The organism is Nocardioides sp. (genome assembly GCF_036405735.1).
Classification (GTDB): domain Bacteria; phylum Actinomycetota; class Actinomycetes; order Propionibacteriales; family Nocardioidaceae; genus Nocardioides.
This window is the reverse complement of the sequence record NZ_DASWXC010000013.1, coordinates 18,068-39,776: the sequence shown is the minus strand read 5'-3', so window position 1 is coordinate 39,776 and position 21,709 is coordinate 18,068. Positions and strand designations below refer to the sequence as shown.

Below are 21,709 nucleotides of genomic sequence, written 5' to 3'. Positions count from 1 at the left end.
CGTCGCGCACCTCGGTGAGATTAGGGTGAGCGCGTGACCAGCGTGTCTCCGGACTACACCGACGACCTCCGCCTCGCGCATCTGCTCGCCGACGATGCGGACTCGTTGAGCTCGGCGCGCTTCAAGGCGCTCGACCTCCACGTGATGACCAAGCCCGACCTGACCCCGGTCAGCGACGCCGACGAGGCCGTCGAGGAGGCGATCCGCCGGACCCTCTCCCGGGCCCGTTCCCGCGACGCGGTCACCGGCGAAGAGCAGGGCGTGAGCGGCAGCGCCGCGCGCCGCTGGATCATCGACCCGATCGACGGCACCAAGAACTTCGTGCGCGGCGTGCCCGTGTGGGCAACGCTCATCGCGCTCGCCGTCGAGGACGAGGTCGTGATGTCGGTCGTCTCCGCACCGCAGCTCGGCCGCCGCTGGTGGGCCGCTCAGGGGCAGGGCTCGTGGACGGGCAAGTCGCTGATGAAGGCGACGCGCAACCAGGTGTCCGACGTACGCCGCCTCGAGGACGCCTCGCTCGCCTACTCCTCCCTCCACGGCTGGGAGGAGCGCGGCCGGCTGGAGGACTTCCTGGCGCTGATGCGGCGCTGCTGGCGCACCCGCGGGTACGGCGACTTCTGGTCCTACATGCTGCTCGCCGAGGGGGCCGTCGACCTGGCGGCCGAGCCCGAGCTGGAGACCTACGACATGGCCGCGCTGGTCCCGATCGTCACCGAGGCCGGCGGCACCTTCACCGCGCTGGACGGCACCCCGGGGCCGTGGGGCGGCAACGCGCTGGCCAGCAACAGCCACCTGCACGACGCGGCGCTGGGCTTCCTCGGCGCCTCCCCCGACGACGACGGCGACCCCGACTGGCCCACCAGCGGCCCCGGCTCGGTCACCCGCTTGCGGGGACACTGACCTCCGGCCCTGTTGCCGCGCACCTGACCGTGCCGACCGTTCCTCGGCGTGTCGCGGTCGGAAATGTCAGGTGCCCGGGGCTGTTCGGCGGCCGTCGCAGGGGTCTACCTTCTCAGCATGCGTATCGGAGCGATCCTGGCCCGCAAGCCGATCCGCGACGTCGTGACGATCCGGCCCGACGCCGCGGTCCGCGAGCTGCTGGCCGTCCTGGCCGAGCACAACATCGGCGCCTGCATCGTCAGCGGTGACGGCGCGGCGGTGGAGGGCATCGTCAGCGAGCGCGACGTGGTCCGCCGGCTCGAGGCCGACCCGTCCGCTCTCGAGCATCCCGTCGCCGGGATCATGACCCGCGCGGTCACCACCTGCACCGAGGACGACACCGTCGACGGCGTGATGGCGGTGATGACCGAGCACCGGATCCGGCACGTGCCGGTCGTCGACGACACGACCCTGGTCGGCATCATCAGCATCGGCGACCTCGTCAAGCACCGCATCGACGAACTCACCTTCGAGCGCGACCAGCTGGACCACTACCTCCACCAGGCGTGAGATCGGCTCCGCCCGGATCTGCACACAACCTCCACGTCTTCCGCACGCCGTCCGACCGGTCCCGCTCGTAGCCTTCGAGCATGAGCCCTGACACCGGCACACCGCCGCGGCGGACCGTCCTGGTCGTCGAGGACGAGCCGCTCATCAACCAGGCGGTCGCCGACCGGCTGCGTGCCGAGCGCTACGACGTGGTCCAGGCCTGGGACGGGCCGGGCGCGGTCGCGGCCCACGCCGAGCACTCCCCCGACGTCGTCGTGCTCGACGTCATGCTGCCCGGGTACGACGGCCTCGAGGTGTGTCGCCGGATCCAAACCGAGCGCCCGGTGCCGGTGCTGATGCTGACCGCCCGCGCCGACGAGGCCGACGTGCTGGTGGGCCTGGGCGTCGGCGCCGACGACTACCTCACCAAGCCGTTCCGGATGCGCGAGCTGGTCGCCCGGGTCGGTGCCCTGCTGCGCCGCGTCGAGCGGGCCGCCGAGCTGCACGAACTCGCCGGCCCGCAGCGGCCCCAGCCGGTCGAGCTGAACGGACTGCGGGTCGACGCGGCCGCGCGACGGGTGTGGGCCGACGGGGACGAGGTGCGACTGACACCGACGGAGTTCGACCTGCTGGTCTGCCTGGCCGCGGAGCCGGGCACGGTCGTGACCCGCGAGCGACTGCTGGCCGAGGTGTGGGGCTGGCCCGGCGGCTCCGGGACCCGCACGGTCGACAGCCACGTGAAGGGACTGCGTGCCAAGGTCGGCTCGGACCGGATCCGGACCGCCCACGGGGTCGGCTACGCGCTCGAGACGGGGGCCGACCGGTGAGCCGACAGCCGCTGGCGGGCGTCACGTCGCTCAAGGTCAAGCTCGGCCTGCTGGTGGCGGCGAGCGCGACCGTCGCGGCGGCCGTGGCCACGCTGGGCCGGGCCGGCGGCGTACCCCCGTGGCTGAGCGTGCCCGTCACGATCCTGCTCGCGCTGGCCGTCACGCAGCTGCTCGCCGTCGGCATGACGTCACCGCTGCGGGAGATGACCGCTGCCGCGCGGCGGATGGCGACCGGCGACTACGCCGTCCGCGTCACCGCGACCTCACACGACGAGGTGGGCGACCTGGCTCGCGCCTTCAACACGATGGCCCGCGACCTGGCCTCGGTGGACCGGCAGCGTCGGGAGCTGGTCGCCAACGTCAGCCACGAGCTGAGAACGCCGCTGGCCGCCCTGTCCGCCGTACTCGAGAACGCCGTCGACGGCGTCGGGGACCCCCGCGCCCTCGAGACCGCGCTGGGTCAGGCCGAGCGGCTCAGCAGCCTGGTCGCCGACCTCCTCGACCTGGCGCGGGTCGACGCCGGCAAGGCGCCGTTGTCGTCCGAGCCGGTGCCGCTCGCGCCGCTGCTGGCCGAGGCCGTGGCGGAGGCGGGCGCCCTGGGCCGCGAGGTGCGGTACGACGTCGACATCCCCGCCGACCTGGTCGTCCACGCGGACCCGGCCCGACTGCGACAGCTCGTGGCCAACCTGCTCGACAACGCCTCGCGGCACAGCCCGTCCGGCGGCACCGTCCTCGTCCGTGCGTGGGCGGCCGGCGACCGCTACCTGCTGGAGGTACACGACCAGGGACCGGGTGTCGCGCCGGCCGACCGCGAGCGGGTGTTCGAGCCGTTCGGCACCCTCACCGCCACCGACGGGGGTGGCGGCACCGGGCTCGGCCTGGCCATCGCCCGCTGGGTCACCGAGCTGCACGGCGGTTCGATCGCCTTCGTCGACCCCGAGAGCGGCTCCGAGGCCGGCGCCCGGGTCCGGGTCGAGCTGCCCCTGTCGCCGCCCGACCGCGCGCCGACCACGACCCCGGAGGTCGCGATCTCCGCGCCCGCGCTGCCCGCCGAGAGCAGCCCGGTGCCGCCCCGTGCGGTGACGACGGACCTGTTCGGCTCGTTCTGGCCCGACCGCGCTCCGGCCCGGCCGATCGTGGCCGGACTCGCCCTGGCCGCCGGGCTGCTCGCCGGGATCGTGCTGCCGTTCCGCGATCTCGGCCTCGGCTGGTTCCTGGTACTGCTCGCCGCCGGCGGCGTGGTGCTGGGCGCCGCGAGGGACCGTCGCGACCCGTTCACCCTCACCTGCGCCGGACTCTGCGCGGCGCTCGCCGCCATGACGACGGTCCGGGACGCGGAGTGGATCGCCGTCCTGTGCGTGCTCGCCGGCGCCGCCGTCTGCGTCGTCGGCGTGACGCGGGGTCGCACCCTGCCGGCGTTCCTGCTCGCCGGTGTGTCCTGGCCGCTCGCCGGACTGCGGGGCCTGCCGTGGCTGGGACGCACGCTGGAGCAGGCGCTCGGACGTGCCCGCTGGCTGGGCGACGGAGCCGCGGTGCTGCGCACGGTCGCCCTCTCCGGGCTCGGCCTGCTCGTCTTCGGCCTGCTGCTCGCCTCCGCCGACGCCCTGCTCGCCGAGTGGGTCGACACGCTGGTCCCGGATCTGACGATCGACACGTTCGTGCTGCGGGCCTTCGTCACGGTCGCCGTCGCCGGCACCGTCCTCGCGGCGGCGTACCTCGGCCTCAACCCGCCTGTCCTGAGCCGCGACGGCAGCACGCCGCGGCCGGTCCGTCGTCGCTACGAGTGGCTCGCGCCCGTGCTCGTCATCGATGCCGTCTTCGCCGGCTTCCTCGCCGCGCAGGCGACGGTGATCTTCGGCGGGCACGACTACCTGCGGCGCACGACGGGGCTCACCTACGCCGACTACGTCCACCAGGGCTTCGGACAGCTCACCCTGGCCACCGCCCTGACGCTGCTGGTCATCTGGGCGGCCGCCCGCAAGGCGCCGCGCGCCACGCCGGGCGATCGGGTGTGGCTGCGCGTCGCGCTCGGGCTGCTCTGCGTCCAGACCCTGGTGGTGGTGGGCTCGGCGCTGTACCGGATGCACGTCTACCAGGAGGCCTACGGCTTCACCCGGCTGCGGCTGCTCGTCGACGTCTTCGAGGGCTGGCTGGGTCTCCTCGTGCTCGCCGTGATGGCCGCCGGCCTCTCGTTGAGCGCCCGGTGGCTGGCGCGCTTCGGCCTGGTCAGCGGTGCGGTGGCACTGCTCGGCCTGGCGCTGGTCAACCCCGATGCGTGGATCGCGCGGCACAACCTGGAGCGGTACGACGAGACCGGCCGGATCGACTGGTACTACCTGCAGAACCTCTCCGACGACGCCGTCCCGACCTTCGCGGACCACGGCGGCGCCGCCCGGGTCTGCGCGCTGGTCGGCCGTGCGGCGCCCGATGACGACTGGCTGGAGTGGAACCTCGGCCGGGCCCGGGCCGCCGAGCATCTGCCGGGGCCGGTCCTCGTCCAGGCCTGCCGCTCGGTCGAGTAGCGCGCCGACGGGCGCCGGATAGGCTGGCGCAATGAGCCAGAAGCCTGAGATCGACTTCTTCGACCCCGAGCCGCCCGCCGACCTGGTGATCACCGACATCACCGAGGGCGACGGTGCCGAGGCGACCGCCGGCAGCACCGTGAGCGTGCACTACGTCGGCGTCGCGCACTCCACCGGGGAGGAGTTCGACGCGTCGTACAACCGCGGCGAGCCGCTGCGCTTCCGCCTGGGCGTGGGCCAGGTCATCTCCGGCTGGGACACCGGCGTCCAGGGCATGAAGGTCGGCGGCCGCCGGCAGCTCGTCATCCCGCCGCACCTGGGGTACGGCGACCGCGGCGCCGGCGGCGTCATCAAGCCGGGCGAGACGCTGATCTTCGTGGTCGACCTGCTCGCGGTCAGCTGAGTCGCCGACGCTCGCAAACTGTCACCGTGACACCTTGCGGCGACCGTGACACTTTGAAAGGTCACTGTCGCGGCAAACTGTCACGGTGACAGTTCGAAGTGTCACGGTGACAGTTTGGCGACCGTTGCGGCGACCGTCAGGCGCGCGCCCGCGTCACCACGGCAGGTCGTCCTGGTACGACGCCTCGTCGACCACCCGGGCGGCCTGGCCGCCGAGCTGTACGACGTCGCCGACGTGGAGCTGACGGCCGCGGCGGGTGTCGACCTCGCCGTTGACGAGCACCTCTCCGGCGGCGATCACCTCCTTGGCCTGCGCCCCGTGCTCGACCAGGTTGGCGAGCTTGAGGAACTGCCCCAGCCGGATCATGTCCTCGCGGATCGGCACGTCCTCGGGCACCGGACCGGCGGGCTCGTCGGGCTCCACCGGCTCCACCGGCTCTGCGGGCTTGCGCTTGCGACCGAACACACCCATCAGTGAAGCACCACCGAGACCGCGTGGATCAGCAGCCCCACCAGGCCGCCGACGATCGTGCCGTTGATCCGAATGAACTGCAGGTCCCGGCCCACGTGCAGCTCGATGCGCCGCGCGGCCTCCCGGCCGTCCCACCGCTCGATGGTGTGGGTGATGACAGCGGTGACCTCGGCGCCGTACCGGTCCACCACGAACACCGCGGCGTCCGCGGCCAGGCCGTCGAGCCGCCGCCGCAGCTGCGGGTCCTCGGCGAGCCGGCCGGCGAACGCCGTCAGCTCGGTGAGCAGTCGGGCGCGCACCGCTCCCTGGGGGTCCTGGAGCGAGACCGTCAACACCCGGCGCAGGGCGTTCCACAGCGACACGCTGGAGGCGAGCAGCTGCGGGTGGTCCAGCAACCGCTCCTTGAGCCGCTCTGCGCGGGCCTGGGTCGGCGGGTCCTCGAGCAGGTTGCGGGCCAGCTGCACCAGCATCGAGTCGAACGCCGCCCGGGCCCGGTGCTCGGGGTCGTCGCGGATGTCGGCCACCCAGCGCACCAGCTCGACGTGGATGCGCGCGGTGACGCGCTCGTTGATCGCCGGCGGCGACCACCACGGGGCGCGCTCCTCCAACACCTCGGTCACCGTGTCGGGGTGGTCGACCAGCCAGCCGTGCAGCTCCACGAGCGCCAGGTCCACCAGCCCGTGGTGGAGATCCTCCTTGAGCGCCTCGCCGAGGAGCCCCCCGAGCAGCGGGGCGATCGGCTCCTCGCGGAACCGGGGGAACAGCGCCTCCTCCACCAGGCTCTGCACGTGCTCGTCGCGGATCCGCGCCAAACCGAGGGCGGCGACCTCGGCCACCTCGTCGACGACCCGGCGCGCGTTGTCCTCCTCCGAGAGCCAGGCCGCGACCCGCGCCGAGAGCTGGGCGTTGAGGACCCGGTCGCGGATGATCGCCTCCTGCAGGAAGTTCTCGCCCACGAACTCCTCCAGGCCACGGCCCAGGTCGTCCTTGCGCTTCGGGATCAGGGCGGTGTGCGGGATCGGGAGGCCGAGCGGGTGCTTGAACAGCGCGGTGACCGCGAACCAGTCCGCGATGGCGCCGACCATCGACGCCTCGGCAGCGGCGTTGACGAACCCCCAGCCACCGTCACGACCCAGCGTCGCGACGTACACCACCGCCGCGAGCACCAGCAGCGACACCGCCAGCGTGCGCATCCGGCGCAGCGCCTGGCGCCGGCCGGCGTCGGCGGTCGGGTCACCGGCGACCATTCCCATTGACGGTCCCAATGACGGGCCCATTGACGGGCCCGATGACGGGCCGGGCGGCGGCGCAGTGGTCGTCATGGTGGCGATTGTGCCTGCTGCCTGAATTCGGGCGGGTCCACGCGTCGTGGAAGAATCCCCAGCCATGGCTCGCACCGTGATCACCTTCGGGACGTTCGACGTGTTCCACGTCGGGCACCTGCGCATCATCGAGCGGGCCGCGTCGTACGGCGACCGCCTCGTCGTCGGCGTCTCCGCGGACGCCCTCAACAAGGTGAAGAAGGACCGCGAGCCGGTCTTCAGCGAGCGGGAGCGGATGGCGATCGTCGGGGCGCTCGAGGCGGTCGACGAGGTGTTCCTCGAGGAGAGCCTGGAGCTCAAGCGCCACTACATCGAGCAGTTCGGCGCCGACGTACTGGTCATGGGCGACGACTGGGCGGGCCGGTTCGACGAGATGAAGGACCTGTGCGAGGTGGTCTACCTGCCCCGCACCCCCGCCATCTCCACGACCGCGCTCATCGAGAAGATCGCGAACGGCTGACATGGGCGCCCCCGACTACGTCCTCATCGTCGACTGCCCCGACGGCCCCGGCCTCGTGCACGCCGTCTCGGGGTTCCTGGTCGAGCGGGCGGGCAACATCCTCGACAGCCAGCAGTACGGCGACGCGCTGACCGGCCGGTTCTTCCTCCGCATCCACTTCGAGGTGCTCGACGCCGCCGTGACGCTGGAGCGGCTGCGCGCCGACTTCGGCGACCTCGCCCCGCGCTACGGCATGCACTGGAGCCTCGTCGAGGCGCAGGCACCCTGCCGCACGCTGCTGATGGTGTCGAAGGAGGGTCACTGCCTCAACGACCTGCTGTTCCGGTGGCAGTCCGGCGCCCTGCAGGTCGAGATTCCGGCGGTGGTCTCCAACCACCGGGACCTGGAGCCGCTCGTGCGCTCCTACGGCATCGACTTCCACCACGTCCCGGTCACGGCTGACACGAAGGCGGAGGGCGAGGCACGGCTGATGCAGCTGGTCGAGGAGCTCGACGTCGAGCTGGTGGTGCTGGCCCGCTACATGCAGATCCTCTCCGACGACCTGTGCCAGCGGCTCGCCGGGCGGGCGATCAACATCCACCACTCGTTCCTGCCGAGCTTCAAGGGCGCCAAGCCCTACCACCAGGCCTTCGACCGGGGCGTGAAGCTGGTGGGCGCGACCGCCCACTACGTCACCGGCGACCTCGACGAGGGCCCGATCATCGAGCAGGACGTGCTGCGCGTCGACCACCGCGCGACCGTGCAGGACATCGTCCGCGCCGGTCGCGACGTGGAGGCCCAGGTGCTCTCCCGCGCGGTCGGCTGGCACGCCCAGCACCGGATCCTGCCCAACGGCCACAAGACCGTCGTCTTCCGCTGAGCCGGCCCCCGACCCCGGGCCGCCCACCTGGTCGCCACCCCCAATTCGGGGTACCTGACCTCACCGACCGCCGCCACGCGGCGGGGAGGTTGAGAACGTCAGGTGTCCGCGTAACGCCCGGCACAGCCGGCTCGTTCCGCGGTACGACGGGAAGGGGGGTGTCCCATGAGCAGCGACCGCACCGATGCCTCGGTCAGGCTGCTGCGGGTCTCCACGGCGCTGGTGCCGCCGGACCGCAGCGACCTGCGCGATCTCGCCGTCGATGTCTGCCTCGAGGCGGTGCAGCTCGCCCCCGACCTCCCGGGTGGCCACCCCGGCAGGGCGGCCCGCGGCGCGGCGCTGCTGCTCCTGGCCGACCTGTGCCCCGAGATCCCGGAGCCGGCCCGCCGGGATCTGGCCCGCATCTGCGACCTGCTGGCGACCACCGCCGCGCTGCGCCGGATCAGGGACAGCCTGCCGGAGGCACCGTCGCCGGACCAGTGACCGGACCAGTGACCGGGCAGTGACCGGGGGCACCGTCAGGCGCCGGAGATCCGCTCCCCCAGGCTCTCGGCGGCCTCCTGGGCGCGCTTGACCACCCGGTCGATCGTCTTGGGCAGGCCGATGCGCAGCGAGTGGTGGAGCAGGACGCCGAGCGGCGTCGGCGAGGCGGCGTCGCCGGCGCGCCGGGCGTGGCTGCTCTGTCGGTAGAGCGCGACGTGCAGGTCGCCCCACAGCAGGTGCTCCTCCCAGCGCGGCATGGTGGCGCCGAGCAGCAGGACCTCGAGCAGCGCCTCGTCGAGCAGCGACGGCTCCCAGGTGGGGTCGCTGCGCCGAGCGGCCTCGCGCGCCTCGTGCCACGCGGCACAGTGCGCATCGACCAGCCCGTCCTCCGGGTGCGGGTGGTGCCAGTCCAGGCCCGACCAGGCCTCGGCCCACCGCGCGAGACGGTCGGCCATGCGAGCCTCGTACCGCGTCCGGAAGGTCTCGGGCGCGCGGTCCAGCAGGTCGGTGGAGTAGGTGCTCACACCTGTCCCATCGGGCGTGAGCTGGCTCACTGAAGCCAATCGGCGGAACTCAGTCGCGGGCCTTGCGGGTCTCGCGGTCGTTGGCCTTGCCGATAGCCTCGACGAGCTCGTCCTTGGACATCGTCGAACGGCCCCGGACGTCGAGCCGGCGGGCGAGGTCCATCAGGTGGGCCTTGGTGGCGTTCGCGTCGACCCCACCGGCCGTGCGGCCGCCCTTGCGAGCCCGGGAACCACCCTTCTCGGCCTGGGCGTCGGAGGGGCCCTTGTGGTCCTTGGCCTCCCAGTGGTCGCCGACCTTCTCGAACCCGTGCTTGAGCGCACTGAAGGCCGTGCGATGCGCCCGCTCGCCCTCGCCGTACTCCTCGACGGCGGCGTCGTGGGCCTTGATCCAGGTGCGCTGCGCCTTCTTCGGCGAGCGCTCGACGGTCGACGGGAGCTCGTCCTTGCCGGGCATGATGCCTCCTCGCGGTCGCGGGTGGGTTCATCCGGTACCCACCCCGACCCCTCAGCTCGCCCGCCCGGGTGCCGATGCCACCGTTGTGACGTCCCGTCTCGGACACCGCTCCATCACCGTCACCGCCGCCCTGGTGCCGGTGCTGGTGCTGGGCGCCGTGCTGACGTTGCTGGCACCTCCGGCCGTGGCCGGCCGAGGAGCCGGACGTGCCTCGTCGTTCAGCTTCCTGCTCACCGACGCCGGTCGCCCCGCGCACTGGGACGCCTGTCAGCCGATCCCCTACTGGTACAACCCCGCCGGCGCACCCCGCGCCCTCGGCCGGCGGGCGCTGAGGCTCGTGCACACCGCGTTCGCGCGCACCGCCGCGGCGAGCGGGCTCCGGTTCGTCTACGAGGGCCGCACCCGGCTGGTGCCGTACGCCGGCGGCGACACCACGGCACAGCTGCCGAGCAACGGCATCGCGCTGGCGTGGAGCACGCCGGGCCGCGTGCCGGCGCTGGCGGGCCCGGCGATCGGGTACGGCGGCGCCGTCGCCGTCGACGGGATCTACGTCCGCGGCGCCGTGGTCCTCGACCGCACCTGGCGGCCGCCGGCGCGGGGTCGCGTCGCGGCGTACCAGTCCCTGCTCATGCACGAGGTCGGCCACGCCGTGGGGCTGGCGCACGTCGACGACGCCGAGCAGATCATGAGCCCCCACAACCGCGGCCGAACCCGATGGGGCGCCGGCGACCGGGCCGGCCTGACCCGGGTCGGAGCGGCCGCCGGCTGCGCGCCGCGCTCCTAGGAACGCCACCGGGACGAAGGTCCCGATTTTTTGCTCGCCCCTGCCCGAGCCCGCTCCACGGCTGGCACGATCGGCGTGAAGCTGCACACATCCGGGGGTGCAGCGACGTCGGCCGACACGGCACGGACAGCGGATGCCCAGCATCCGAGGTCGCTCTCGGTGCGGTCCGGGCGTCGGAGACGAGGAAGCATGGCGATGCCAACCAACGAGGGTGCGGTACGACGCAAGACCAGGCCCTGGCGGGGCATCCGACCCCGGCTCATCGCGGTCCTGCTCGTCCCTACCGCCGCAGCGCTGGCGCTCGGCGGCCTGCGCACCTATGACGCCGTCGAGCGCAGCAGCGAGCTGGCACGGACGGAGAGCCTCGCGACCACCCTCCCGACCGGCTTCCGGCTCGCCCTGCAGCTCCAGGTCGAGCGCGACGCCGGGTCCGCTGCCGGCCTGCCGCCCCAGCAGCTGGCGCAGGTGCGCGCCACGACGGACGCGGCGGTCGCGTCGTGGCGGGCTCGGGCCGCCGGCGTCGACAGCTCGGCCAACGCGCCGCTGCAGCAGGACCTCGCGACCGTCACCGACGCCCTCGACAGGCTCCCCCACCTGCGGAAGTCGCTGGCCACCCCGAGCAGCCGGCTGCTCGCCCAGACGGAGTACACCAACACCCTGAACCTCCTGCTCGGGATCGCCGGCCGGCTGCCGGCCCTGGGCGACGAGACGCTGCTGCGTGCGGCGTCGGCCCTCGGGCGGGTGCGCCCGGCCGCCGAGGCGATCGCCGTCGAGCGCGCCCTGGTCGCGAAGGCGATCGAGGACGACGCCATCGGCGACTACGACCACCTCGTGCTCGCCCGCGCGATGACGGAGTGGGAGCTGGCCACCACGCAGTTCGCGGAGCAGACCGACCCTGCCACCCGGGCGCGCTTCGAGCAGATCCTCGACGAGGGTGGCAGCCGGGTCCAGGCACTCGTCGACCAGCTCGTCGCGACCCGCGACCCCGACGGCCTCGACCTCGACCGGACCGCCTGGCAGCAGACCACCGCCGCGTTCCTCGCCTCGCTCGCCGAGGTGATCGTCGGCGCCGCGGACGACCTGTCGGCGCAGGTCGGCGAGGCGCGGGAGTCGGCCCGCAACGACGCCGTGGCCAGCTCGACCGTGCTCCTGCTCATGCTGCTGCTGGCGCTGACCGGCGCGCTGGTGGTGGCGCGCTCGATCATCCGGCCGCTGCGCCAGCTGCGCCTGGCCGCCCTCGACGTAGCGAACGACGCCCTCCCCCACCGGGTCCGCGACATCGGGCGCACCGACGGCGCCGACGTCGCGGACATCGACGTGTCGGTGGCGCCGCTGGCCATTGGCAACGGCGACGAGATCGGCGAGGTGGCCGGAGCGTTCGACGCCGTCCACGCCGAGGCGGTCCGGCTCGCAGCCGAGCAGGCGCAGGTCCGGGCGACGGTGAACCGGATGTTCGTCAACCTCGCCCGCCGCAACCAGGGCCTGGTCGACCGGCAGCTGCGGCTCATCGACGAGCTGGAGGCCGCCGAGCAGGACCCCGAGCGTCTCGCGAGCCTGTTCCGCCTCGACCACCTCGCCACGCGGATGCGGCGTACCGGCGAGAGCCTGATGATCCTGGCCGGTGGCGAGGGGCACGCCAACCGGATCGACGTACCAGTGCTCGACGTGCTGCGGGCGGCCGCCTCCGCGGTCGAGCAGTACGACCGGGTCGAGATCGAGTCGACCGAGGACCGGCCGATGCGGGCTCAGGTCGCCAACGACCTGGTGCACCTGCTGGCCGAGCTGGTCGAGAACGCGACCAACTTCTCCCCGCCCGGCACTCCCGTGGTGGTGCGGACCCGTCAGGACGGGCCCACCGCCGACCTGGTCGTCGAGGTCATCGACCAGGGCATCGGCATGACGCCCGAGGAACTGGCGGCGGCCAACGAGAAGCTGCGGCGCACCGACGGCCTCGACGCCGACGTCGCGCGGATGATGGGCCTGGTGGTCACCTCGCGTCTGGCCGCCCGCAGCGGCCTGAGCGTCGAGCTGCACAGCCACGAGCCGAGCGGCATCGTCGCGCGGGTCGGCGTGCCGAGCGCCGCGCTCGCCGAGCCGGCCGCGCACGCGGCCGCGCCACCTCCCCGGCCGACTCCCGGGCCGACTCCCGGGCCCACTCACGGGCCCACTCAGCGGTCGACTCACGCACCTGTGCCTCCGAGTCCGTCCGTGCGCGTTCCCGCGCCCGCGCCGGCCCCGGAGCAGACGAGCTGGTTCGGTCCCGGTGGGCCGGGGCAGGAGCCCGAGGAGCTGCTCAGCAGCTTCCTCGCCCGCGGTCGTCCCGCTCCCACGTCGGCAGCCGGGCCGGCCACGGCCAGCGGTCTGCCCAGCCGCATCCCGAACGTCGTGCCGTTCCCCGCGCCCCAGGAGCACCAGCCCGAGGTCGCGCTCGAGGTCGAGCGCGAGGTCGAGCCCGAGGCGCATCTCGAGGCCCAGCCCGAGCCGGAGCCCCAGCCGGAGCCCCAGCCCGAGCCCCTGCGGGAGCCGGAGCTGCGCGAGGACGTGCTGGACGCGCCGTACGCGGAGGAGCAGGACGACGACGTCTCGCCGATCTTTGCGCGACTGCAGTCGGAGTGGTTCAGCCCACGTCGCGAGGCCCGGGTCCAGCCGACGCAGCTCCAGGGGCCGGCCGAGCCGCCGGTCGACCCCGACGTGCCGGAGTGGGCCTCGCCCGGTGACGACGGCTGGCGGCGCGCCGCCGAGCTGACCGCGACCGTCGAGGAGCACGCCCCCCGCACCGCCGACGGGCTGCCGATGCGGGTGCCGGGGCGCAACCTGATCCCCGGGTCGGCGGAGACCGAGGACCTGCCGGCTCCCCCGCCCACCCAGCTGCGGGACCCCCGACGCAACCGCAGCCTGAGCGGCTTCCAGCGCGGCGTCGAACGCGCCCGCCTCACCGAGCCGGGCAGCGCCACGCCCGCGGAGGAGGACCACCGATGACCATCGCCGCCAACCTCGACTGGCTCGTCGACAGCCTCGCGCGCCAGACCCCCGACATCGCCCACGTCATCCTGGTCTCGGCCGACGGCATGCCGATGGCACGGTCCGCCCAGTTCCCCCAAGACCGCGCCGACCAGCTCGCCGCCATCGCCGCCGGCCTCACGAGCCTCACCCAGGGCGCGGCTCGCTGCTTCGCGGCGGGACCGGTGCACCAGATGGTCGTCGAGATGGAGCAGGGCTACCTGGTGCTGATGTCGGTGGGCGAGGGCTCCACCCTCGCTGCGCTCGCGAGCGCCGACTGCGACCTGGGGCAGGTCGGCTACGAGATGCAGCTCCTCATCGCACGGGTCGCCACGGCGCTCACTCCCGAGCGCCGCACCGCCGAGGACGTCAGGGCCTGATGCGTCATGCGATCCACGATGCCGGCGAGCAGCGACAGGAGGACCCCATGAGCCGCCGATCCGACGACAGCCCACCGCTGGTCCGCCCGTACGCGCTGACCCGGGGCCGGACCAGGCCGTCGCGCGACTACCCGATCGAGGCGCTGGTCACCGCCGCGCCCGGTGTCGGCGCCGACGCCGGCCGCAGCCCCGAGGAGCGGGCAATGATCGATCTCTGCCTCGACACGAGCCAGTCGGTGGCCGAGATCGCCGCCCGCGTCGGGGTGCCGCTGGGCGTCGTACGGGTGCTGCTGGCCGACCTCGCCGACCGGGGCCTGGTGCAGGTCCACACCCACGTCACCACGGCCCGCCCCGACGCCCGGCTCCTCGAGCGCGTGCTCGGCGGCCTCCGCTCGCTGTGACGGCCGTGATGACCCACGCCCGGCTCGACCCACAGGAGATGCAGTGATCGCCGACGCCCGCCAGGCCACGCTGTCGGCGAAGATCGTCGTCGCCGGCGGCTTCGGCGTCGGCAAGACCACCTTCGTGGGATCGGTGTCCGAGATCGCGCCGCTGACCACCGAGGCCGTCATGACCTCGGCGACCGCCGGCGTCGACGACCTCTCCGCGGTGCCGGACAAGACCACCACCACGGTCGCCATGGACTTCGGTCGGGTCTCGCTGGACGAGGACCTGATCCTGTACCTGTTCGGCACCCCGGGACAGGACCGGTTCTGGTTCATGTGGGACGACCTCACCCACGGCGCGATCGGAGCCGTCGTGCTCGTCGACACCCGTCGGCTCGCCGACTGCTTCGCGGCGATCGACTACTTCGAGGCCCGCGAGATCCCGTTCGTGGTCGCGCACAACGTCTTCAACGACGACCGGCGCCACACCCTCGCCCAGGTCCGCGAGGCGCTCGCCCTGCGGGCCGACGTGCCCGTCGTCACCTGCGACGCCCGCGACCGCAGCTCCACCAAGGAGACGCTGATCGTGCTGGTCGAGTACGCCCTGCGGGCGCTGCGGACGGTGGGCTGACGCATGGGCGTTGCACGAGGCGCCGCACGAGCCACGACGCGGCCGGTGACGGGCGGGTACGGCGGGCGGCTGGCGGGTACCGCTCGGCATGATCACCAACGTCCGCGACGTCGGCGTCCCCGCTGCCAAGGTCTGGGACGTCCTGGCCGACGGCTGGCTCTACCCGGTGTGGGTGGTCGGCGCGAGCCGCATGCGACAGGTCGATGCCGGCTGGCCCGAGAAGGGTGCCCGGCTGCACCACTCGGTCGGTGTGTGGCCGGTGCTGATCGACGACTACACCGAGGTCACCGAGACGGTGCCGGGCACGCTGCTGGCGCTGCGGGCCCGGGCCTGGCCGTTCGGTGAGGCGGCCGTCCGGCTCGTCGTCGAGGAGGCCGGCGACGGCAGCCGGGTCCGGATCGAGGAGCAGATCGTCCGGGGTCCCGGGAGCCTCATTCCCCGCCCTCTCCGCGGCGTCCTCCTCAAGTGGCGCAACGTCGAGACCCTGCGGAGGCTGGCGCTCGTCGCCGAGGGGCGCTGAGGTCCGGTGACCGGGTACGACGCCATCGTGGTGGGAGCCGGCCCCAACGGGCTGGTCGCGGCCAACCACCTGCTCGACGCGGGGTGGTCGGTGCTGGTCCTCGAGGCCCAGCCCGAGGTCGGCGGCGCCGTGCGCAGCGACACCGAGGTGCACCCGGGATTCGTCCACGACACCTTCAGCGCGTTCTACCCGCTCGCGGCGGCCTCCGCGCCGATCGGCTCGCTGAACCTCGAGCAGCACGGGCTCGTCTGGGAGCACGCGCCTGCCGCGCTGGGCCACGCCCTGCCCGACGGACGTTGGGCGATGCTGCACCGCGACCGCACGGTCACGGCCGCCCTGCTGGAGGACGAGTACGCCGGTGACGGTGACGCCTGGCTGGCGCTGTGCGAGCAGTGGGACCGGATCGGCGACCAGGTGGTGGCGGGACTGCTGACGCCGTTCCCGCCGGTGCGGCCCCTCGTCGCGGGCCTCGCCCGGCTCCCCCGGGCGCGGGAGCTCGTCCGCGACCTCGTCTCACCGGTGACCGAGCTGGGCCGGCGCCGCTTCGGCGGGGACGCGCCTCGACTGCTGCTGGCCGGCAACGCCGGCCACGCGGACATCCCCCTCGACGGCGTCGGCTCCGGACTGATGGCGCTGATGCTGTGCCTGCTGGGCCAGACGGTGGGGTTCCCGGTGCCTCGGGGCGGGGCCGGGGAGCTCACCGGGGCGATGGCGCGGCGTGCGACGAGCCTGGGCGGCGAGATCCGCTGCGGCGCGGAGGTGACGCGGATCGAGGTCGGCGAGGGACGGGTCCGAGGCGTGCGGCTCGCCGACGGCGAGCGGATCGAGGCGCGCCACGCGGTCGTCGCCGACACCAGCGCGCCGGCGCTCTACGGACGGCTGGTCGACCCCGAGCACCTGCCGTGGCGGGTGCGTGCGGGCATGCGGCGCTTCGAGCTCGACCCGGCGACGATCAAGGTCGACTGGGCGCTGGACGGGCCGGTGCCGTGGCAGTCGGAGCCGCCGTACGCCCCCGGCACGGTACACGTCGCGGACTCGCTCGAGCAGCTCTCCGAGGCGCTGGGCCAGGTCGCCGCCGGAGTGGTGCCGTCGGCGCCGTTCCTGCTCTCGGGCCAGATGACGACGGCGGACCCGACCCGCTCCCCGGCGGGGACCGAGTCCCTGTGGGCCTACACCCACGTGCCGCACCTCCCCCGCGAGGATGCCGGCGGCGAGGGCATCACCGGGCCGTGGGACGACGCCCGCGCCGAGCGTCTGGCCGACCGGATCCAAGCGCGGTTCGAGGCGCTCGCGCCGGGCTTCGGGTCCCGCGTGCTCGCCCGCCGCGTACTGGGTCCCCACGAGCTCGAGCGCCGCGACGCGAACCTGATCGGCGGTGCCCTCAACGGCGGCACCGCGCGGCCGCGGCAGCAGCTGGTGCTCCGGCCGGTCCCGGGGCTGGGCCGGGCGGAGACGCCCGTGCGTGGTCTGTACCTGGGGTCGGCGTCGGCCCATCCCGGCGGCGGCGTGCACGGAGCACCCGGGCACAACGCCGCCCGCGCCGCCATCGCGCACCGGAGGGCGCGCCGGCTGGTGCACGTCAGGCGGCAACGGCACGAGTGAGTCGCCGGCACCGGCATCGGCGTCGGCCCGGCGGGGTACCCCGGCGTATCGAGCCGCCCACCACGGGCGGTCGTCACCGGAGGAGGAGGCCATGAGCGACCCGATGGATCTCGGCACGGAGGCCAACGAGGCGGACGTCGCCGAGCAGAGCCAGCCCGTCGACCCCGCCGACGCCCCCGAGCCCACGCCCGCGATCGACGCCGGGGAGGCCGACGAGGCCGACGCCCTCGAGCAGGGCGCGACGGTGACGGCCGCGGACGACGACTACCCGCACGCCGGCGAGCAGGACCAGGAGTGACGGGCGGCTCAGCCCTCGTCCTGGTCGACCAGCAGCAGTTGCGGCAGCAGACCGCGGACCTGCCGGGCGAGCCGTTCGAGCGCGTCATCCTGGCCGGCGAGATGGGCGAGCAGCGCCTGCTGGAACAGCCCGTCGAGCAGGCCGTAGGCCGTCCGCGGCGTCACGGCCACCGATCGGCCCTGGAGCTCGGCGTACGCCGTGAGCACCCGCCACACCACACCCTCGAGGGTGCGGTCGACGCCGTAGACGGCCTCACGCAGCGGGTCCTCGAACATGCTCTGGGAGCGCAGGTCGTACCACAGCCGGTGCACCGACGCGTCCTGGGCGATGCTCTCCGCCAGCCGGGACGCGAAGTCGTCACACAGCCCCTCGGCGCTGGTCGCCCCGTCGACCAGGTCGTCATAGCGGTCCGCGCACATCGACTCGTAGTACTGCGCGCAGTAGACGATCAGGTCGAGCTTGTCCCGGAAGTAGTAGTGGACGACGCCGTGGCTGAACTCGGAGTTCTGAGCGATCTCCCGCAGCGACGCACGGGCGTAGCCGAGCTCACCCAGTGTGCGGAGCGCGGACTCCGCGAGCGCCCGCCGGCGGTCGTCGTGCCGGGGCATGCCCTCCGGCTCGGGTGCGACAGAAGGGGACACGAGCACTCCTCGGCTGGGGAGACTAGCGGTCGCAGCCTAGGCCCGGCCGGAGCCTCCCGGCAGGCGAACGCAGAGGTTCGCCGGGTTCGCGCGATTCGCTTGACGAGTGTCAAAAAATGGCACACGCTGGCAGACACGTCGTACCGCTAAGGAGTCTGTCGCATGCGACTTGTGGACTACCTCGACCTCGGCGCCTCTTTCGACCCCACGGCCCCGTGCCTCGCCAGCGGTGCGGAGACGCTGGGGTACGCCGAGGTGCAGGGGCTGAGTCGCTGGGTGGCCGGCGCGCTGGCCGCCCAGGGCGTCGGCGTGGGCGACCGGGTCGCGACCCTCTCCGCCGACGAGCCCCTGGCCAGTGCGGCGGTGTTCGGCATCAGCCGGGCCGGCGCGGTGTGGTGCCCGGTCCACCTCGAGCCCGGCGCGGCGCTCAACCACGACCTCCTGGCGGCGCTGGAGTGCCGGATCCTGCTGTTCACCGCCGCGTTCGCCGACCGGGTCGACGAGGTCCGCGACCAGCTCGGCGACACCACGGCGGTCTGCCTCGACGCCGCCCACCCGTGGGCGATGAGCTGGGGCGAGTTCCTGTACGCCGGCATCGAGTACTCCGTGGACCGCACCAACGACGACGACGTCGCGATGGTGCTGCGACCGGCCACGACGACGGAGTCGGAGGTGACCCTGACCGGCGCCGACCTGGCGCTGCTCACCTCGCCCGAGCTGTCGCGGCACGCCGCGCTCTGAGGCTCACTCCTCGTCGAGTAACCCTGCGGCGGCCGCGTCGGCGACGATGCGCCGGACGTTGTCCACCGAGCCGCAGTCCTGGTCGATCAGCTCGTTGCGCCGTGCCGCGAACCGCTCCCCCAGGTCGCGGCGTACCCGCTCGCCGACCTCCTCGCGGGCCGGGCTGAGGATGGTGAGCTCCTCCTCGGCGATGTGGTGCGCGACCAGGTTGCTGAGCTCCTCGACCGCGTCGGTGAAGGCCTGGGTGTCGGTGCCCTTGAGCTCGAGCACCTTCAGCAGCGCCTCGTTGCCCTCGGCGTGCTCCTCGTGACCGTGCTCGACCTCGTGCTCGCCGATGTCCGCGGCCTTGCGCCGCAGCACGGGATAGACGAGCTCCTCCTCGGCCTCCCCGTGCGCGATCAGCACGGCCGCGAAGGCGCGACGCACCGCGTCGCGGTCCTGGGTCGTGTCGCGCAGCTGCCGCAGCAGCCGCTCGAACAGCTGGTGGTCCTCGATGATCAGGTCGATGACGTCCCCGGAGACGGGGCGGCCGACGTCGATGCTCGTCATGGGCCTGCGGTTCCCCGACACCGGGCTCCTGATGCGCTCGTGCTGCGCTCGTGATGCGCCGGTGATGGGCCCCTGGCACGCCGGTGGTACGGCGAGGGCCCGGACCTGCCGGTCCGGGCCCTCGTCCTCGGGTCTCGCCCTGTGGAGCTGGCGGTCGGCTCAGCCGATGTCCCCCGGCTTGACCTCGCCTCGCCACGCGCCGGTCTCGGTGCCGCGCGCCTCGATGAACTCCTTGAAGCGCGTCAGGTCGCCCTCGACCCGGCGCTCGACCACGTTGAGGACGTCGCCGACCTTCTCGACGATGCCTTCGGGCTCGAACTCCATGCGCAGCGTGACCTTCGTGGCCCCGCCCATCGGCTCGGGAGCGAAGGAGACCGTGCCGACGTTCTTGGTGCCGTCGGTCGCCCGCCAGGTGATCCGCTGGTCGGGCGTCTGGTCGACGATCTCGGCGTCCCACTCCCGCTTCACACCGGCGATCTCGGCCTTCCAGTGCAGGCGCCGGTCGTCGAGCTGACGGACCTCCTCCACGCCTTCCATGAACTGCGGGAACGATTCGAACTGGGTCCACTGGTCGTACGCGGCACGGACCGGTACGTCGACCGTGAGGGACTTCTCGATGGTGCTCATCTCGGGGTGTTCTCCTCTCGTCGGTTCGAGTACCGGGTACCCGACCGGCGAGCAGAACGTGCATCCCGACGGCGGCGAATCCGTCGAACCACCGCCGAGAGCCGGACGACGCCTACGCGGAGACCCGGAACTGCCCGACCAGCCGCTGCAGCTCCTCGCCGAGATCGGCGAGGGCCCGCGCGGCGCGTTCGCCCTCGGCGACGTCGCTGCCGGTCTGGCGGGCCGCGCCGGCGACCTGCTCCACGCCGGAGGCGACCTCCTGGGAGCCCTGCGCCGCCTGGCTGAGGCTGGCGTTGATCTCGGCGATCGTCGCGCTCTGCTCCTCGACCGCGCTGGCGATCGTGGTCTGGAAGTCGCTGATCTGGCCGATGACGCCGCCGATCTCCGCGATGGCGGCGTCGACCTGCTGGGCGCGGGCCTGGATGTCGGCCACCCGCTGGGTGACGTCGGCCGTGGCGGAGGCGGTCTCCTGAGCGAGCTCCTTGACCTCGCCCGCCACGACCGCGAAGCCCTTGCCCATGTCGCCCGCACGGGCCGCCTCGATGGTCGCGTTGAGTGCCAGCAGGTTCGTCTGCTCGGCGATCGAGGTGATGGTGTCGACGACCTTGCCGATCTCCAGGGACGCGGCGGACAGCGCCTGCATCGCGCGCTGCGTCTCGGCCGCCTTGCCGACGGCGGAGTCGGCGACCTGGGCGGCGCCGGTGGCGTTGCGGGCGATCTCGAGCACGGAGGCGCCCATCTGCTCGCTGCCGGCGGAGACGGTCTGCAGGCTGGCGGTGATCTGACCGCTCGCCGTGGCGACCGCACCGGACTGCGCCGAGACGTCCTGCACCGCGGCGTTGATGCTGGTCGTGGACTCCGACAGGGCGCGCGAGGAGCCGCTGACCGAGTTGGCGCCGTTCTCGAGCGCGACCACGGCCCGGCGTACGCCCTCCTGGGCCTGGGCCAGGGCGGCGGCCATCTGGCCGACCTCGTCGCCCGAGGTGACGTCGGCGGCGACCGTGAGGTCGCCACCGGCCATGGCGCCGAGGGCGGCCGAGACCGAGCGGAGCGGTACGACGACCGCGCGGCGCACCGCCCACGCGAGGGCGGCCACCAGGAGCACCGCCAGAAGCGCTGCGACGGTGATCATCCAGACGGCGCGGGTGCGCCCGTCCCGGATGGCCTGGTCGCGGTCGGCCACCATCTGGTCGAGGCGCTCGGTCACGTGGGGCAGCGCCTCCTCGGCCGCCTCGAAGGCCTCCTGGAACGCCGGGAACCGCTTCATCGCGGCGCCGTGGGACTCCTGCGCCGACGCGACCAGCGCCTCGGCGGCGGCGACGTAGCCGTCGACCGCCGTGACCGCGGACCGGTAGTCGCGAGCCGGGTCACCGGTCAGCCCGAGCGTGCCCACCGCCTCGATGCTGCTCGCCATGCTCGCCTCGTTGTCCGCGAGGCTCGCCGCCGCTGCCTCCACCTCCGCGTCGGTGGTGGCCAGCAGCGCCGCCAGCATGTCGCCGCGGATGGCGTCGTGCGCCATGTCCGCGGCCGACCAGTCGAGCGCGATGGAGCTGATCCGGGTCATCTCCTCCGTCTTGCCGGAGACGTCCTGGAGCGTCTGGATGCCGACGCCGCCGATGAGGAGCATGCCGAGTGCCGAGGCGCCCGTCAGGGCGCCGAGCTTGGCGCCGATGGACAGGTCACGCCAGGAGAAGCCGTTGATGTCGTACCCCCAGGGGCTCAGAAGTTCATGGGACCGCCCGATCAGCTGGCAGGCTCATCGGCCGCAGCCGGGACCGGGTGAGGAAACCGAGTGAA

At 73.3% G+C, this 21,709-nt stretch carries 25 protein-coding genes; 17 read left to right on the top strand and 8 right to left on the bottom strand.

What is annotated here, in order from left to right:
* The first annotated feature begins 42 nt into the window (after nucleotides 1-42).
* The 5 genes from VGE38_RS01840 to VGE38_RS01820 all read left to right on the top strand — a co-directional run bounded on the left by VGE38_RS01840 (nucleotide 43) and on the right by VGE38_RS01820 (nucleotide 5,180).
* Nucleotides 43-900 (top strand): inositol monophosphatase family protein, encoded by an 858-nt coding sequence (locus tag VGE38_RS01840; RefSeq protein ID WP_331140923.1) that lies wholly within the window; start codon nucleotides 43-45, stop codon nucleotides 898-900.
* Between the two features lie 117 nt (nucleotides 901-1,017).
* Complete coding sequence (locus VGE38_RS01835) at nucleotides 1,018-1,449, top strand: CBS domain-containing protein (protein WP_331140822.1); 432 nt, start codon at nucleotides 1,018-1,020, stop codon at nucleotides 1,447-1,449.
* A gap of 80 nt (nucleotides 1,450-1,529) precedes the next feature.
* Nucleotides 1,530-2,255 (top strand): response regulator transcription factor, encoded by a 726-nt coding sequence (locus VGE38_RS01830; RefSeq protein WP_331140821.1) that lies wholly within the window; start codon nucleotides 1,530-1,532, stop codon nucleotides 2,253-2,255.
* Nucleotides 2,252-4,777: a DUF4153 domain-containing protein gene (locus tag VGE38_RS01825; RefSeq protein WP_331140820.1), complete on the top strand. Its 2,526-nt coding sequence runs from the start codon at nucleotides 2,252-2,254 to the stop codon at nucleotides 4,775-4,777. The genes VGE38_RS01830 and VGE38_RS01825 overlap by 4 nt, the downstream gene beginning before the upstream one ends.
* A 31-nt stretch (nucleotides 4,778-4,808) precedes the next feature.
* Nucleotides 4,809-5,180: an FKBP-type peptidyl-prolyl cis-trans isomerase gene (locus tag VGE38_RS01820; protein ID WP_331140819.1), complete on the top strand. Its 372-nt coding sequence runs from the start codon at nucleotides 4,809-4,811 to the stop codon at nucleotides 5,178-5,180.
* A 153-nt stretch (nucleotides 5,181-5,333) separates the two neighbouring features.
* On the opposite strand, the gene VGE38_RS01815 is transcribed toward VGE38_RS01820, so the two are convergent.
* Nucleotides 5,334-5,546: an RNA-binding S4 domain-containing protein gene (locus VGE38_RS01815; protein ID WP_414690888.1), complete on the bottom strand. Its 213-nt coding sequence runs from the start codon at nucleotides 5,544-5,546 to the stop codon at nucleotides 5,334-5,336.
* 104 nt (nucleotides 5,547-5,650) lie between these two features.
* Nucleotides 5,651-6,904 carry a DUF445 domain-containing protein gene (locus VGE38_RS01810; protein WP_331140818.1) on the bottom strand — a complete coding sequence of 418 codons (1,254 nt, stop codon included), beginning with the start codon at nucleotides 6,902-6,904 and terminating at the stop codon, nucleotides 5,651-5,653.
* Between the two features lie 133 nt (nucleotides 6,905-7,037).
* Between VGE38_RS01810 and VGE38_RS01805 the strand changes: the two genes are divergently transcribed.
* The 3 genes from VGE38_RS01805 to VGE38_RS01795 all read left to right on the top strand — a co-directional run bounded on the left by VGE38_RS01805 (nucleotide 7,038) and on the right by VGE38_RS01795 (nucleotide 8,775).
* Nucleotides 7,038-7,433, top strand: a complete 396-nt coding sequence (locus tag VGE38_RS01805) for an FAD synthase family protein (protein ID WP_331140817.1) — start codon at nucleotides 7,038-7,040, stop codon at nucleotides 7,431-7,433.
* A gap of 1 nt (nucleotide 7,434) precedes the next feature.
* Nucleotides 7,435-8,292: a formyltetrahydrofolate deformylase gene (purU, locus tag VGE38_RS01800; RefSeq protein WP_331140816.1), complete on the top strand. Its 858-nt coding sequence runs from the start codon at nucleotides 7,435-7,437 to the stop codon at nucleotides 8,290-8,292.
* A gap of 165 nt (nucleotides 8,293-8,457) precedes the next feature.
* A complete protein-coding gene (locus tag VGE38_RS01795; protein WP_331140815.1) occupies nucleotides 8,458-8,775 on the top strand; it encodes a hypothetical protein in 318 nt (105 codons plus the stop codon).
* Between the two features lie 35 nt (nucleotides 8,776-8,810).
* On the opposite strand, the gene VGE38_RS01790 is transcribed toward VGE38_RS01795, so the two are convergent.
* Both VGE38_RS01790 and VGE38_RS01785 read right to left on the bottom strand, forming a co-directional pair.
* Nucleotides 8,811-9,299: a hypothetical protein gene (locus VGE38_RS01790; protein WP_331140814.1), complete on the bottom strand. Its 489-nt coding sequence runs from the start codon at nucleotides 9,297-9,299 to the stop codon at nucleotides 8,811-8,813.
* A gap of 49 nt (nucleotides 9,300-9,348) precedes the next feature.
* Nucleotides 9,349-9,753, bottom strand: a complete 405-nt coding sequence (locus tag VGE38_RS01785) for a ChaB family protein (protein ID WP_331140813.1) — start codon at nucleotides 9,751-9,753, stop codon at nucleotides 9,349-9,351.
* A gap of 85 nt (nucleotides 9,754-9,838) precedes the next feature.
* Between VGE38_RS01785 and VGE38_RS01780 the strand changes: the two genes are divergently transcribed.
* The 8 genes from VGE38_RS01780 to VGE38_RS01745 all read left to right on the top strand — a co-directional run bounded on the left by VGE38_RS01780 (nucleotide 9,839) and on the right by VGE38_RS01745 (nucleotide 17,354).
* Nucleotides 9,839-10,537 carry a matrixin family metalloprotease gene (locus VGE38_RS01780; protein ID WP_331140812.1) on the top strand — a complete coding sequence of 233 codons (699 nt, stop codon included), beginning with the start codon at nucleotides 9,839-9,841 and terminating at the stop codon, nucleotides 10,535-10,537.
* A 195-nt stretch (nucleotides 10,538-10,732) separates the two neighbouring features.
* A complete protein-coding gene (locus VGE38_RS01775; protein WP_331140811.1) occupies nucleotides 10,733-13,516 on the top strand; it encodes a sensor histidine kinase in 2,784 nt (927 codons plus the stop codon).
* Complete coding sequence (locus VGE38_RS01770) at nucleotides 13,513-13,917, top strand: roadblock/LC7 domain-containing protein (RefSeq protein WP_331140810.1); 405 nt, start codon at nucleotides 13,513-13,515, stop codon at nucleotides 13,915-13,917. Before VGE38_RS01775 ends, VGE38_RS01770 begins: the two co-directional genes overlap by 4 nt.
* Before the next feature lie 47 nt (nucleotides 13,918-13,964).
* Nucleotides 13,965-14,318 (top strand): DUF742 domain-containing protein, encoded by a 354-nt coding sequence (locus VGE38_RS01765; RefSeq protein WP_331140809.1) that lies wholly within the window; start codon nucleotides 13,965-13,967, stop codon nucleotides 14,316-14,318.
* A gap of 43 nt (nucleotides 14,319-14,361) precedes the next feature.
* Entirely contained in the window at nucleotides 14,362-14,934 is a 573-nt protein-coding gene (locus VGE38_RS01760; RefSeq protein WP_331140808.1) for an ATP/GTP-binding protein, read from the top strand.
* Nucleotides 14,935-15,022: 88 nt separating this feature from the next.
* Nucleotides 15,023-15,454 carry an SRPBCC family protein gene (locus tag VGE38_RS01755; RefSeq protein ID WP_331140807.1) on the top strand — a complete coding sequence of 144 codons (432 nt, stop codon included), beginning with the start codon at nucleotides 15,023-15,025 and terminating at the stop codon, nucleotides 15,452-15,454.
* 6 nt (nucleotides 15,455-15,460) lie between these two features.
* The gene (locus VGE38_RS01750; protein ID WP_331140806.1) at nucleotides 15,461-17,056 is read left to right on the top strand and encodes a phytoene desaturase family protein; all 1,596 of its coding nucleotides are present in this window, start codon (nucleotides 15,461-15,463) and stop codon (nucleotides 17,054-17,056) included.
* Between the two features lie 91 nt (nucleotides 17,057-17,147).
* A complete protein-coding gene (locus VGE38_RS01745) occupies nucleotides 17,148-17,354 on the top strand; it encodes an Rv3202a family protein (protein ID WP_331140805.1) in 207 nt (68 codons plus the stop codon).
* A gap of 8 nt (nucleotides 17,355-17,362) precedes the next feature.
* Here the strand turns inward: VGE38_RS01745 and VGE38_RS01740 are convergent, their stop codons facing one another.
* Complete coding sequence (locus tag VGE38_RS01740) at nucleotides 17,363-17,995, bottom strand: TetR/AcrR family transcriptional regulator (RefSeq protein WP_331140804.1); 633 nt, start codon at nucleotides 17,993-17,995, stop codon at nucleotides 17,363-17,365.
* 162 nt (nucleotides 17,996-18,157) lie between these two features.
* Here VGE38_RS01740 and VGE38_RS01735 point away from each other — a divergent pair, with 162 nt between their 5' ends.
* The gene (locus VGE38_RS01735; protein WP_331140803.1) at nucleotides 18,158-18,736 is read left to right on the top strand and encodes an AMP-binding protein; all 579 of its coding nucleotides are present in this window, start codon (nucleotides 18,158-18,160) and stop codon (nucleotides 18,734-18,736) included.
* 3 nt (nucleotides 18,737-18,739) lie between these two features.
* On the opposite strand, the gene VGE38_RS01730 is transcribed toward VGE38_RS01735, so the two are convergent.
* The 3 genes from VGE38_RS01730 to VGE38_RS01720 all read right to left on the bottom strand — a co-directional run bounded on the left by VGE38_RS01730 (nucleotide 18,740) and on the right by VGE38_RS01720 (nucleotide 21,584).
* On the bottom strand, nucleotides 18,740-19,285 hold the full coding sequence (locus tag VGE38_RS01730) for a hemerythrin domain-containing protein (RefSeq protein ID WP_331140802.1): 546 nt from the start codon (nucleotides 19,283-19,285) through the stop codon (nucleotides 18,740-18,742).
* A 159-nt stretch (nucleotides 19,286-19,444) separates the two neighbouring features.
* Nucleotides 19,445-19,912, bottom strand: coding sequence for an SRPBCC family protein (locus VGE38_RS01725; RefSeq protein ID WP_331140801.1), 468 nt, complete (start codon nucleotides 19,910-19,912; stop codon nucleotides 19,445-19,447).
* Between the two features lie 112 nt (nucleotides 19,913-20,024).
* The gene (locus VGE38_RS01720) at nucleotides 20,025-21,584 is read right to left on the bottom strand and encodes a methyl-accepting chemotaxis protein (protein WP_331140921.1); all 1,560 of its coding nucleotides are present in this window, start codon (nucleotides 21,582-21,584) and stop codon (nucleotides 20,025-20,027) included.
* Nucleotides 21,585-21,709: the final 125 nt, after the last annotated feature.